Raw genomic sequence first — 12,960 nt, 5'->3', positions numbered from 1 at the left:
CCAGTCAGAACAAAGCCGTTTCAGTATGAATACATCATGGAAAGATCGCTATCTCCGCGCGTAGACCCTTGAGCCGCCTGGCCGGCGGGCCCGCCGGAAGGCCCGCCTACACTGTCCCCATGGCGAAGTGGACCCCCAAGCACGAGGCACCCGAGCCCCTTGAGGGGCCCGTCGTCGCCACCATCGTCGGCGGCACGATCCTCTGGTTCGTCCTCTTCCTCGTCCAGCTCCCCTTCTACGGCTGGTACGACGACCGCGGCTGGTCGTGGTGGGTGTGGACCTGCCTGGCCGGCGCCGGACTCGGGCTGATCGGCATCTGGTACGTGCGCGGACGCGAAGCCGCGATCAGGCGCGCGAAGGCGGCGGAGTCCGAGGCGTCGGCGGCGTCGGCGGAAACACCCGGCTCGGACCGCGAAACCCCCTGAACCAAGGGCTCCCGCACCGGCTGCTCGGTACGGGTCCCGTACGGGCTCGCGTACCGGCTCAGTACCGCCTCCGTACATCCGAGGGACCGTCCCGGCCGCCCCGCCCTCATACTCCGGTCCGATCTTCCGTAACTCGACGGGTCAATCGGCACATCCGGTCGTACCGTCGAAACCATGACGCAGCGGGCAGAGATCGACTCGGACGGAACCGTCGCACGGCCGAGGCTCACCGGGCTCACCACGGCCGAGGTCGCCGAACGGGTCGCCCGGGGCGAGGTCAACGACGTACCGGTACGCAGTTCCCGCTCCGCCGTCGAAATCGTCCGGTCCAACGTCTTCACCCGCTTCAACGCGATCATCGGCGTGCTGTGGGCGATCATGCTCTTCGTCGCGCCGATCCAGGACAGCCTGTTCGGCTTCGTGATCGTCGCCAACACCGCCATCGGCATCGTCCAGGAACTGCGCGCCAAGAAGACCCTCGACAGCCTCGCCGTCATCGGTGAGGCGAAACCCAAGGTCCGGCGTGACGGGGTGTCCGCCGAGGTGTCCACCGCCGAGATCGTCCTCGGCGACCTGGTGGAACTCGGCCCCGGCGACAAGGCCGTCGTCGACGGAGAGGTCGTCGAGGCCGACAGCCTGGAGGTCGACGAGTCCCTCCTCACCGGCGAGGCCGACCCGGTGCTCAAACAGCCCGGCGACCAGGTGATGTCCGGCAGCTTCGTCGTCGCGGGCGGCGGCGCGTTCACGGCCACCAGGGTCGGCCGGGAGGCGTACGCGACCCAGCTCGCCGAAGAGGCGTCCCGCTTCACGCTCGTGAACTCAGAACTGCGCAACGGCATCAACCAGATCCTCAAGTTCGTCACCTGGCTGATGGTTCCGACGTCGATCGGCCTCATCATCAGCCAGCTGGTCGTCAAGGACAACGAGCTGAGGAACTCCATCGCGCGCACCGTCGGCGGCATCGTCCCCATGATCCCCGAGGGGCTGGTGCTGCTCACCTCGGTCGCCTTCGCGGTCGGCGTGATCAGGCTCGGCCGCAAGCAGTGCCTCGTGCAGGAGCTGCCCGCGATCGAGGGCCTCGCGCGGGTCGACGTCGTCTGCCTGGACAAGACGGGCACGCTCACCGAGGGCGGCATGGACGTCACCGAGGTCCGGACGCTGAACGGCTCCGGCTCGGACGAGGCGTACGTACACACCGTGCTCGGGGCCCTCGGCGAGTCCGACCCGCGGCCGAACGCCAGCCTTCAGGCGATCAGGAAGTCCTACCCGGACACCGACTCCTGGCGCTGTACGCAGGCGCTGCCGTTCTCCTCCGCCCGCAAGTACAGCGGGGCGACCTTCACCGAGGGCGACGGCGGCAGCAGCTCTTGGCTCCTCGGCGCCCCCGACGTGCTGCTGCCGAAGGGCGACCCGTACCTGGACGAGATCGATCTGCTCAACCAGCAAGGTCTGCGAGTGCTGCTGCTCACCCGCGTCACCGGAGAGCCGGAAGGGCTCGACGGCCCACGGGTCGCGGACGGCTCGCGCGCGACCGCCCTGGTCGTCCTGGAGCAGCGGCTACGCCCCGACGCCTCCGACACCCTCCAGTACTTCGCCGACCAGGACGTCGCCACGAAGGTCATCTCCGGTGACAACGCGGTGTCCGTCGGCGCGGTGGCCGCCAAGCTGGACATGCCGGGCGCCGCCAACACCGTGGACGCCCGTACGCTGCCCGCCGAGCGGGGAGAGATGGCCGAGGCGCTGGACGACAACGCGGTCTTCGGCCGGGTCACCCCGCAGCAGAAGCGCGAGATGGTGGCGGCGCTCCAGTCGAAGGGCCACACGGTGGCGATGACGGGCGACGGTGTCAACGACGTACTCGCCCTCAAGGACGCCGACATCGGGGTCGCGATGGGCTCCGGGTCGGAGGCGACCCGGGCGGTCGCGCAGATCGTGCTGCTGAACAACAGCTTCGCGACGCTGCCTTCGGTGGTGGCCGAGGGGCGCCGGGTCATCGGCAACATCACGCGGGTGGCGACCCTCTTCCTGACGAAGACGGTCTACTCGGTGCTGCTGGCGATCCTGGTGGTCTGCTCGCAGATCGAGTACCCGTTCCTGCCCCGGCACCTGACGCTGCTGTCGACGCTGACGATCGGCGTGCCGGCGTTCTTCCTCGCGCTGGCGCCCAACAAGGAGCGCGCCCAGCCGAACTTCGTCCGCAAGGTGATGCGGTACTCGATCCCCGGCGGCATCATCGCCGCGACCGCGACCTTCTGTACGTACCTGCTGGCCCGCACCCACTACTCGGGCCCGGACGCGCTGTCCGCCGAGACGAGTGTGGCGACGCTGACGCTCTTCCTGGTGTCCATCTGGGTGCTGGCGATCATCGCCCGCCCGTACACCTGGTGGCGCGTCGGCCTGGTGGCCGCGATGGGGCTCGGCTTCCTGCTGGTGCTCGTGGTGCCGTGGCTCTCCGACGTCTTCGCCCTGAGGCTGGTCGGTACGACCATGCCGTGGGCGGCGGTGGCCGTGTCGGCGGTGGCGGCGGCCGCCCTGGAGCTGGTGTGGCGCTGGGTCGGCCGCCGCTTCCCCGCCTAGCGGGGCATGCCGGTTCCGCTAGCGGACGTCGACGTAGTCACCGGTCGCGGTGGCCGCGGGGGTGGTGGTCGTACCGGCGAACGCGTAGCGCCAGTAGCCGTCGGACACCGCCGTGGCGGTCGCCTTCAGCTGGCCGGTGCCGTTCGACGTCACCGTCTTGACGGTGGTGTACGTGGTGGTGCCGGCCTTGCGGAACTGGAGCTTCACGGGCTGGTTGGTGTAGCCCGCGTAGGTGTACGTCTCCCAGTTGGCGCGGGCCAGCTTGCCCGTGATCGTGATCGTCCTGCCCTTCACGACTGGCTCGGGCGAGGCGTTGACCGACACGGTGGACTGGCGCTGGAGCTTGAAGGAGGCGGACTTCTGCTTCCAGACGTAGTCGCCGTCGGCCGCGTCCACCCAGGCGTCGACGTACCAGGTGCCGGCCTTCTCGTTGGAGTACGCCAGGTCGACCCGGGGGTCGGCCGAGAAGGCCCCGGTGCAGGTGTTGCCCAGGCAGTCGACGTCGGTGGGCTCCAGGGAGCCGAAGCCGGGGCCGTTCAGCGTGAGGTCGGCGCCGACGATCCCGGAGTCGTCCGCGGCGGTGACCGCGACGGTGAAGGTCCTGACCTGGGTGGTGCCGACCACGACGTTCTTGCCGCCGTTGACGACCACCTTCGTGATCGCGGTGTCACCGTGGCCACCGTCCGCGTGGGCGGCCGGGACGGCGAGGGCGGACAGGGCCAGGGCGCCGGAAACGGCTGCCACAGTGGCACGGATGCGCATGTGTGTTGTCCCCATGGTTGGCACGCGTCCCGCCGCGTATTCCCCCCGGCGGGGACGTGAGGTGTCGAGCGGGATGTACTGCGATGGCGCCACCGCCCCGGAGCCGGTGCGGCTCCGGGGCGGCGTCGGACGTTCCCCGCTAACGGGGTCGGCCGGTCAGTGCTCAGCGCACGTCGAGGTAGTCACCGGCCGCGGAGATCGCGGGGGTGGTGGTCGTACCGGCGAACGAGTAGCGCCAGTAGCCGTCGGACGCCGCGGTGACGGTCGTCTTGAGGTCACCCGTGCTGTTGGTGTTCACCGTCTTGACGGTGGTGTACGTGGTGGTGCCGGCCTTGCGGAACTGGAGCTTCACCGGCTGGGCGGTGTAGCCCGCGTAGGTGGAGGTCTCCCAGTTGGCGCGGGAGAGCTTGCCCGTGATGGTGATGGTCTTGCCCTTGACGACCGGCTCGGGCGAGGCGTTGACCGTCAGCTTCGAGGCGCGCTGGACGCGCGCGGTGCCGGCGATCTCCTTGAAGATGTAGTCACCGTCCTTGGCGTAGACCGACGCCCACACCTTCCACGTACCGGCCAGAGCGTTCTTGTACAGGTCGAGCTGCGGGTCGACCGTCACGCTCACGGTGCACGTGGAGGTGGTGGCACTGGCCTGGACGCAGTCGGCCGCGTCCTGCTCCGAGGTGAGCGCGCCGTCGATCTCGTTCTCGTTGAAGGCGGAGCCGTGCCAGAGGAACTGGTCACCGCCCTCGATGCCGGACGGGTCGGTGGCCGTGATGGCGATCTTGAACGTCTTCGCAGCGGTAGTGCCAACCACAACGTTCTTGCCGCCGTTGACGACGACCTTAGTGATCTTGATGTCGCCTTCGATCTCGTCCTGCGGCGCGTTGGCGACGAAGGGCGAGACTCGAGAGTCCGCCGTGTCCTCGGCCTGGGCGGCCGGGACGGCGAGGGCGGACAGGGCCAGGGCGCCCGAAACGGCGGCCACAGTGGCACGTATGCGCATGTATGTATGTCCCCACAGGTATGCGAGCCCGCCGCGTTTCCCCCCGGCGGGATCTTTGAGTGTCGAACGAAGTGTAGGGAGCGTGCGGAGAGTTCGTAAACAAAAAATCAGTCGAACCAGCGGTCCCGGGCCAATTCGTCCGTGCGCGACGGGTCCTCGATCAGCGCCGCCACCTCGAACCGTCGCGGCCACTGCCCGGCTGACCAGGCGAGACCCGCCGCCACGCCCTCCAGCGTGGCCGCGTGGACGACTCCGTCGGGCGTACGGCGCCAGTCCAGCTCGACCCCGCCCGCGAGCAACTCCTCGTGTTCGATATAGGTCGTCGGGGTGCCCGCGCCGAGCAGGACCCGTACAGCTTCCGGAACTTCGCGCTCCACACCGTCCGAGGTCACCTCGGCCTCCGCCGACTCGCTCAGGCGGCGCACCTGGAGGAGTTCGGCCAGGTCGGCGGCGCGGGACGGCGCCACCGGCAGCAGCGGCAGTCCCGAGGTGAGCGGCAGCAGGTCGGGGGCGTCCGCGACCACCGCGTCCGCCGCGTCGACCACCCGCACCTCGCCGTCCACGACCGCGCGCAGCTCGTCGGGGAGGGTGACCTGTTCGGGGTCGAGGTCGGCCAGGGCGCCGTACAGCGCGTGGAGTTGGGCCGCGGTGACCGTACGGTCGGGGTCCGCGAGGCGGCCGAGGAGCTCGGCCGCGCCGCCGGGCTCGTCCAGCAGCGCCCCCACGGAGGTCCGTACGCCGAGCGCCCTCAGCACCTGCTCGTCGTCGAAACCGGTCGCGTCGGCGGACGTGTAGAGCCCTTCGAGCAGCGGGTCGCCGCCCGCCGAGCGCAGACCGGCCGGACGGCGCCCTCCGAGCACGGGGTGGTCGCGCAGCCACCACGCGGTGTACGGGCGCACGGACTGCGTCGTCCCGTCCGGCAGCAGTACGCGCACCGGCTGGGTCAGCGCGTCGCGCAACGGCGGCTGGGCGAGCAGCGCCAGGGCCTGCGGCCACTTGTCGTCGTCCACCAGGTCCAGGTCCCGTACGGCGACGATCTCGGTGGCGACCGGCGGCACGGAGGTCTCCGGCAGCTGGTCGAGGATGTCCTCGCACCACACGTCCACGGCGTCGAGCAGTCCCGCGTCGTCGGGTTCGGCGTAGTCGCCGTCGCGCGGCTCGAACTCATCGGGGTCGAGGACGATGTCGGTGGTGCGCACGAGCGCGAAGGTGGCCAGGACGCCGCAGGCGGTGAGCGGCTGCTCGCCCCAGCGGGCGGCCAGTTCGCCGTCGCACAGGGCCAGTTCGCCCTCGCGCATGATCCGGGCGAACGGGCTTGCGGGCAGCACGAGTTCACCGGCGGGGGACAGTTCGCCGTCCTCGTCGGGCAGCGCCAGCGCGCCGAGCCACGGCTCGTCGCCGGGCGACAGGTCGGCGTCCCGTACGAGGGCCAGCACGGTCTCGGCGAGTTCCTCGGCGTCCGGGGCGTCCTCGTCCCAGATCTGGCCGCCCTCGTCCAGGGAGGCGGCGACGGCGGCCCGCACCTGGGGAGTCGTCAGGACGGCGCGGGGAGTGGCCGGGAGCGAGCCGAGCTTTTCGAGCAGGGGGTGGGCGGCGTCGGGGTGCGCGACCTTGAGGCCGAGGCGGGCGAGCTGCTCGGGGGCGGCGGTGTCCGGGTCCGCGCCGGGCAGCGGGAGCAGGACCTGGCGGGGGCCGATCACCGTGCGGCCACTGGCCAGCGGCACCGGCAGCCCGGACAGCCGGTCCGGGTCGACGCCGGCCAGCGACTCGTACAGCCGCCGCCACCAGGACGGGTCGCGCTCGGCGCCCGCGAGCCGCTCGATGGCGTCGCCCAGCGGCAGCCGGCCGACGCCGAGGGTGCGCAGCTCGGCACGGCGCTCCAGACCGGCGGGCAGGAGGGTGGGCAGCACTTCCGCCATGACGCGGACCGTGTCGGCTCCGGCGCCCTCGACGACCTCGGCCTCGAAGGGGCGCAGTGCGGTGAGTTCCTCGGACGGGGCGGCCAGGGCGAGGAAGGCGACGCGGGGCAGCCGCTCGATGACGGCGGCGCGCAGGGCGCCGTCCAGCTCGCCTTTGCCGAGCGGGCCGGGCACCAGGTCGACGGTGCCGGTGGACACCGGCTCCCAGTCGCCGAGCAGTTCGGCGTACGCGTCGGCGGCGCGCTGCACCAGGAAGTCGGTGAGCGGGCCCGGCGCGGGGTGGCGGCGGGTCGTGTCCAGCGGCAGCGACGCGATGAGCAGCGCCGGTACGCCGAGGGGTTCGTCGGTCGGGGTCGGGGCGTGCACGACGGGCGCGGTGGCGGGCCGCTGCGGAGCGCCCTCGCTGTCCACCGGAACGGCCCAGGTGACGGCCCAGTGGGGGCGCAGGCGCTCTTCGACGGGCCGGCCGGCGAGCAGGGCGGGCGCCAGGGCGCCGGAGCGGGTGACGGTGCGCCAGCGGGTGGTGCGGGTGGCCGTGCCCACGGTGTCGTCGATGTGTACGTACGCGTCCTGCTCGGCGCGCGTGAGCGTACGGGTGGCGCCGTCCGGCGTCTCCACGACGACCTCGGCGAGGCCGGGGAGGGTCAGCAGCAGCGCGTCGTCGATGGCGTCGAGGAGGTGCTGGGCGAGGTCCACGGCGCCGCCGTCGCGCAGGGGCAGGACCACGACGGTGTCGTAACCGGAGGGGGCGGAGCCCTCGGCGGGCAGCGGGAGACGCAGCAGGGGTACGTGGCCGTCGCGGCGCCGCAGCTCCTCGCCGAGCCCGGGGGCGGTCTGGGCGGCGTCCACGGCCAGCTCCCTGGCCTCGGCCAGGGACCAGCGGACTCCGCCGTGGCGGCCGAGGACGGCGGGCTCGTCGCTGACGGCGAGGACGGCGGCGAAACCGACGCCGAAGCGGCCGACGGCGCCGTCCGTGTCCTCCCGCTTGGCGGAGGCGCGCAGCGTGCTGAGCGATTCGACACCGGCGGCGTCGAGGGGGGCGCCGGTGTTGGCGGCGGCGAGGATCGCGGGCGCGTCGGCGGTGGCGGCGTGCAGGGTGAGGCGCAGGCGGCCGGTCACTCCGGCGCGGGCGGCGGCGTCGGCGGCGTTCTGGGCCAGCTCGACCACGAGTCGGTCGCGGTAGCCGCCGAGGGCGAGGTCCTCCTCGGCGTTGGCGTCCTCGCGGAAGCGGGCGGGGCTCGCGCTCCACGCGTCGAGCACTCCGCGCCTCAGCCGCGCCGTGCCGAAGGGGTCGGCCTCGTCGGTGGCCCTGACGCTCACGCTTGTCTCCGCTCGTCCTGGGGTACAAGTAGCTACTGCTACTGACGCCTACCCGTGTCTACGGGGCGCAAGTATCCCGCGCCGGCGGCCCGCCGCCGGCCACCTGACCATCGGTGCGGTGCGGGTGTGGGTGCGGCGGCGGTGGGTGGCCGTTGCGCGGGGTTTCCCTGCCCGCCCCTTCCCGAACCGGGGGCGAGCCCTCAGATCCCCGGACGCCCTCCGGGCGTGTCCGTTCGCGGAGCGGGGTCCGGGCACGGGGTCAGGAGTGGCCCAGGTCCTCGGTGGGGTCCGGGGTGGCCGGGACCGAGCCGCCCTCCGGGTCCGGGCGGAGCGGGAACGCGTCCGTGGCCATCGAGTCCAGCACCGGCGGCGCCGGCCGCAGCGGCTTCGGCATGACCGCCGCCTCCGAGTGGCCACCACAGCCGTAGGCGAGCGACACGACGCGCCCGTCCGCGGGGGAGTACTCGTTCGCGCAGACTCCGAACGCCTGGCGGAGCGACCCGGCCAGCGGAACCAGGAAGGCACAGGAGACACACGTGGCCGGCGCCGCCTGCGCCATCGGGGTCTTCGCCCCGTACGCCTCGTCCCAGCGGTCCGCCGCGATGTGCAGCCCGTACCGCGACAGGACACGTGCCCGTCGCATCCCCAGCTCCTCGGCGACCGCCGCGATCGAACCGCGCGTCGGTACCAGCGGAAGGGTCGCCGGCGCGCCGCCCGTGACCTCGGCGTCCTCCGCCTCGACGAGCTCCGCCATCTCCTCCGAGACGGCCGAGTCCGGCGGCGGCGCGTCCTCGCCGGAGTAGCCCGGCTCCAGGCGCAGGTCCTCCGCCTCGGTGGGCAGGAGGTCGCCCGGACCCATGTCCCCCGGCCGCAGCCGCTCGCTCCACGGCACCCACTCCGGCGCCAGCAGGGACTCGGGCCCCGGCAGGAGCACGGTCTCGTTGAGGGTGACCAGCTTGGCCCGCGAGGCGCGGGTGACCGTCACCGCCCAGCGCCAGCCCAGGTATCCGGGTTCCTTGCATTCGAAGAGGTGGGTGACCACCCGGTCACCCTCGGCGAAGAGGGAGACATGCTCGCCGACCACCCCGGGGAAGGCGGCCTCCTCGGCCGCCGCCCGGGCAAGGTCTACCGCCTCGGCGCACAGGCGGTCAGGGGTTCGGCTTCGCGTCGTCGCAGCACTCACAGGTCTCGCTTCTCTCCTACGCCGTCTCACGGGTGCGCCAACGGATGCCCGTACGAGGTACGAGATACGAGGTGCGAGCTGCGGGCGGAGCGGACCAAAGGGCCGCGTCGACGTCCGCGCCCTACCTGGTCTCGGTCTCGGGCGCACTTTCCACCACCCATTCTGCGGGATGACGGAGAGGCGCGCGGCCGAGGACAACCGCCGGTGGCGCGCTACGCACGCTACCCCCTCTGCCGCCCCCGGCCCACCTGCACGCCCGTCTTTGGGGCGGGAACGCCCGAGAGATCCGGCTCGGAATCCGCTGAGCGTCCCAAATGCCCGGAGTGGTGGTTCACCTGCGCCGTCCGCCACGTTTCAGGTTCGAGCCGGGGGCCTTGGGGCACTATGGCGGGGTGGCTGCCGCAAAGTCGTCCGACGGATCCGGTCCACTCAGCAGAACGGGCCGGGCGGTCGGCCGTGCCCTGCACCTGCCCATCACCGGTACGGCGAAGGGAATCCGCCGCGCCACGCACGCACACGGCGCGGGCGAGTCGGGCCTCGGCAAGCTGATCGAGCTGCACGCCGTGAACGGCGCGGGCGACGTCATGATCACGGTCGCCCTCGCCTCCACCGTCTTCTTCTCCGTCCCGACGGACGAGGCACGGGGCCGCGTGGCCCTCTACCTCGCCGTCACCATGGCACCGTTCACCCTCCTCGCCCCCGTGGTCGGCCCGCTCCTGGACCGGATCCCGCACGGCCGCCGCGCCGCGATGGCCGGCGCGATGCTGGCCCGTGCCCTGCTCGCGCTCGCGATGTCGGGCGCGGTGGCGACGGGGGGCCTGGAGCTCTACCCGGCGGCACTGGGCGTGCTGGTGTCCTCGAAGGCGTACGGCGTCGTACGGAGCGCCGTCGTCCCACGCCTCCTCCCACCCGGCTTCTCCCTCGTGAAGGCCAACTCGCGGGTGACCCTGGCCGGGCTGCTCGCGACGGGCGCCGCCGCGCCCATCGGGATCGGGCTCCAGCAGATCGGCCCGGCCTGGCCGTTGTTCGGGGCGTGCGCGCTGTTCGTCGCCGGTACGGTGCTGGCCTTCACGATGCCGCACAAGGTCGACTCCGCGAAGGGCGAGCGCAAGGCCATGCTCCTGGAGCACGGCCACGCGCCGCGCCGCCCCGGCCTGCGCACTGTCGGGCCTTCCGTACTGCACGGCCTCCAGGCCAACGCGGCGCATCGCGCCCTCTCCGGCTTCCTGATCTTCTTCCTGGCGTTCCTCATCCGCGAGCATCCGCTCTCCGGGCAGAGCGCGGCCGTGTCGCTGGCGGTCGTCGGCATCTCGGCCGGTGTGGGCAACGCTTGCGGAACGGCCATCGGGGCTCTGCTCAAGTCGCGCGGCCCCGAGCTGATCATCGCGACGGTGCTGCTGCTGACGCTCGGGGTGGCCGTCTTCGCGGCGGTCTTCTTCGGCGGACTGATGGTGGCGGTGCTCGGCGCGACGGCCGGGCTGTGCCAGGCGCTGGCCAAGCTGTCGCTGGACGCGCTGATCCAGCGGGACGTACCCGAGGAGGTACGTACGTCCGCCTTCGCGCGGTCGGAGACGCTGCTCCAGATGGCCTGGGTGGTGGGCGGCGCCATCGGGATCGCCCTGCCGCTGAACGGCTCGCTCGGCATGGCCGTCGCCGCGGGCATCCTGGCGACCGGCGCCGCCCTGTCCGTACGGGGTCTCCTGAGCGCGGCCCGGCGCGGCTCGCCGCACCCCCGCGTGGCGTGAGGCGGAGCGGGCGATAGCCTTCGCCCCATGACCGTTGCGCTCCTCTCTGGTAAGGCCCGCCGCACCGCCACCGTGATCGGTGCCGTGTCGGCCGGACTCCTCGTCCTGTCCGCCTGCGACAAGCCGACACCGCTCGCGACCGTGACGGTCGGCACGGACTCGGTGAACACCGAGGCCGCCTGCTACAACGACGGCTCCGCGATCAAGGAATCCCTGCTCCAGGGCTGCCTGAACAAGAAGGCCGAGAAGACCGTCAAGGTCGCCATGGACGACAAAGTCCGCTTCGGCGTGGACCCCGAGATCGCCGACAAGGGCTGGACGCTCTTCATCAACGGCCAGCAGGCCGAGCAGGAGCCGTTCAAGAAGACCTACCGGACCATCCCGGGCAGCGCCTTCTTCGCCCAGCAGCAACAGCAGCAGCCGGGCGCGCCGAGCCCCGACGAGGCGCAGGTCAGCGTCGTCGAGACGAAGGGCAAGAAGCTCACGGGTATCTGGCACTTCAAGCTGGAGAAGACCTCCTGACGATGCGTGTACTGGTCGTGACCGCGGTTCCCGCAGAGCGGGACGCGGTCACGCGCGCGTTGGGGCCCGGACCGGGTGACATCGACGTGATCGCCGCCGGGGTGGGTCCCGCCGCGGCGGCCGCCGGGACCGCGACCGCGCTGGCCCTGGCGTCCGCGACGCGCCCGTACGCTCTGGTGATCTCCGCGGGGATCGGCGGCGGCTTCCACCCGGTGGCCCCGCTCGCCTCCCTCGTCGTCGCCGACGCGATCGTCGCCGCCGATCTGGGCGCCGAGACCCCCGACGGCTACCTCCCGGTGACCGCCCTCGGCTTCGGCGCCGTGGAGCACCTGCCGCCCGCCTCTCTCGTACGGGCCGTGGCCGGCGCGACCGGCGCGCTCACCGGCACCGTGCTGACCGTGTCCACCGTGACGGGCTCCGCCGCCCGCGCCGCCGAGCTGCGCGGACGGCACGCGTACGCCGCCGCCGAGGCCATGGAGGGGTCCGGGGTCGCGGAGGCCGCCGCCCTGCACGGCGTGCCGGTGATGGAGATCCGTGCGGTGTCGAACGCCGTGGGGCCCCGCGACCGGGCGGCCTGGCGCATCGGGGACGCGCTGGACGCGCTCGCCGGGGCGTTCGGGAAGCTCGTGCCCGTACTCGAACGTTGGGATGAGGACGATGACCACTGACGCGCCGCTGAAGATCGCCTACTCGCCCTGCCCGAACGACACGTTCGTCTTCGACGCCTGGGCGCACGGCCGGGTGCCGGGCGCGCCCGCGCTCGATGTCACCTTCGCGGACATCGACATCACCAACGGGATGGCGGAGCGCGGGGAGTTCGACGTGCTCAAGGTGTCGTACGCCGTGCTGCCCTGGGTCCTGGACGAGTACGCGCTGCTGCCCTGCGGCGGGGCCCTCGGGCGGGGCTGCGGGCCACTGGTGCTCACGCGCGAGCCCGGGGTCGACCTCACCGGCAAGCGGGTGGCCGTGCCGAGCGAGCGTTCGACGGCGTATCTGCTGTTCCGGCTGTGGGCGGCGGAGGTCGTGCCGGGCGGGGTCGGCGAGATCGTCGTCATGCCGTTCCACGACATCATGCCGGCGGTGCGCGACGGCAAGGCCGACGCGGGCCTCGTCATCCACGAGGCGCGCTTCACGTACCAGGACTACGGGCTGCACTCCCTCGCCGACATGGGCGAGCACTGGGAGAACACGACCGGTCTGCCGATCCCCCTCGGCGCGATCATCGCCAAGCGCTCGCTGGGCGCGGAGCGCCTGCGCGAGCTGGCGGACGCGGCGCGGACCTCGGTGCGGATGGCCTGGGACGACCCGCTGGTGTCGCGTCCGTACGTGCTGGAGCACGCCCAGGAGATGGACCCGGCGGTGGCGGACCAGCACATCGGGCTGTACGTGAACGAGTTCACGGCCGACCTCGGGGAGAGCGGCTACGCGGCGGTGCGGGGGCTGCTCACGCGGGCCGCGGCCGAGGGGCTGGTTCCGCCCCTCGGCGGCGGCGTGCTGGAGTTCGTCTGAC

10 protein-coding genes are annotated in these 12,960 nt (G+C 72.3%); 6 read left to right on the top strand and 4 right to left on the bottom strand.

The window, feature by feature from the left end:
* The first annotated feature begins 119 nt into the window (after positions 1 to 119).
* Positions 120 to 425, top strand: coding sequence for a DUF2530 domain-containing protein (locus AS594_RS19430; RefSeq protein ID WP_069928240.1), 306 nt, complete (start codon positions 120 to 122; stop codon positions 423 to 425).
* A gap of 174 nt (positions 426 to 599) precedes the next feature.
* A complete protein-coding gene (locus AS594_RS19425) occupies positions 600 to 3,002 on the top strand; it encodes an HAD-IC family P-type ATPase (protein WP_069928239.1) in 2,403 nt (800 codons plus the stop codon).
* Positions 3,003 to 3,020: 18 nt separating this feature from the next.
* Here AS594_RS19425 and AS594_RS19420 read toward each other — a convergent pair whose 3' ends face one another.
* The 4 genes from AS594_RS19420 to AS594_RS19405 all read right to left on the bottom strand — a co-directional run bounded on the left by AS594_RS19420 (position 3,021) and on the right by AS594_RS19405 (position 9,183).
* Positions 3,021 to 3,764, bottom strand: a complete 744-nt coding sequence (locus tag AS594_RS19420) for a calcium-binding protein (protein WP_069932510.1) — start codon at positions 3,762 to 3,764, stop codon at positions 3,021 to 3,023.
* 163 nt (positions 3,765 to 3,927) lie between these two features.
* Positions 3,928 to 4,761, bottom strand: a complete 834-nt coding sequence (locus AS594_RS19415) for a DUF5707 domain-containing protein (protein ID WP_069928237.1) — start codon at positions 4,759 to 4,761, stop codon at positions 3,928 to 3,930.
* A 107-nt stretch (positions 4,762 to 4,868) separates the two neighbouring features.
* Positions 4,869 to 8,000, bottom strand: a complete 3,132-nt coding sequence (locus AS594_RS19410; protein WP_069928236.1) for a sacsin N-terminal ATP-binding-like domain-containing protein — start codon at positions 7,998 to 8,000, stop codon at positions 4,869 to 4,871.
* Positions 8,001 to 8,259: 259 nt separating this feature from the next.
* Positions 8,260 to 9,183, bottom strand: a complete 924-nt coding sequence (locus tag AS594_RS19405) for a DUF3027 domain-containing protein (RefSeq protein ID WP_069928235.1) — start codon at positions 9,181 to 9,183, stop codon at positions 8,260 to 8,262.
* A gap of 392 nt (positions 9,184 to 9,575) precedes the next feature.
* Between AS594_RS19405 and AS594_RS19400 the strand changes: the two genes are divergently transcribed.
* From AS594_RS19400 to AS594_RS19385, 4 genes are read left to right on the top strand one after another with little or no spacing between them, the layout of a single operon-like run.
* Positions 9,576 to 10,928: an MFS transporter gene (locus AS594_RS19400; protein WP_069928234.1), complete on the top strand. Its 1,353-nt coding sequence runs from the start codon at positions 9,576 to 9,578 to the stop codon at positions 10,926 to 10,928.
* Between the two features lie 27 nt (positions 10,929 to 10,955).
* Positions 10,956 to 11,450, top strand: coding sequence for a DUF2771 domain-containing protein (locus AS594_RS19395; protein WP_069928233.1), 495 nt, complete (start codon positions 10,956 to 10,958; stop codon positions 11,448 to 11,450).
* Between the two features lie 2 nt (positions 11,451 to 11,452).
* Complete coding sequence (locus tag AS594_RS19390) at positions 11,453 to 12,118, top strand: futalosine hydrolase (protein ID WP_069932511.1); 666 nt, start codon at positions 11,453 to 11,455, stop codon at positions 12,116 to 12,118.
* Positions 12,108 to 12,959 carry a 1,4-dihydroxy-6-naphtoate synthase gene (locus AS594_RS19385; protein ID WP_079144514.1) on the top strand — a complete coding sequence of 284 codons (852 nt, stop codon included), beginning with the start codon at positions 12,108 to 12,110 and terminating at the stop codon, positions 12,957 to 12,959. Before AS594_RS19390 ends, AS594_RS19385 begins: the two co-directional genes overlap by 11 nt.
* Position 12,960 lies beyond the last annotated feature (1 nt).

It is taken from the genome of Streptomyces agglomeratus (assembly GCF_001746415.1).
Taxonomy (GTDB): Bacteria; Actinomycetota; Actinomycetes; order Streptomycetales; family Streptomycetaceae; genus Streptomyces; species Streptomyces agglomeratus.
The sequence above is the reverse complement of the archived record's forward strand: the minus strand, read 5'-3'. Positions and strand labels throughout refer to the sequence as shown.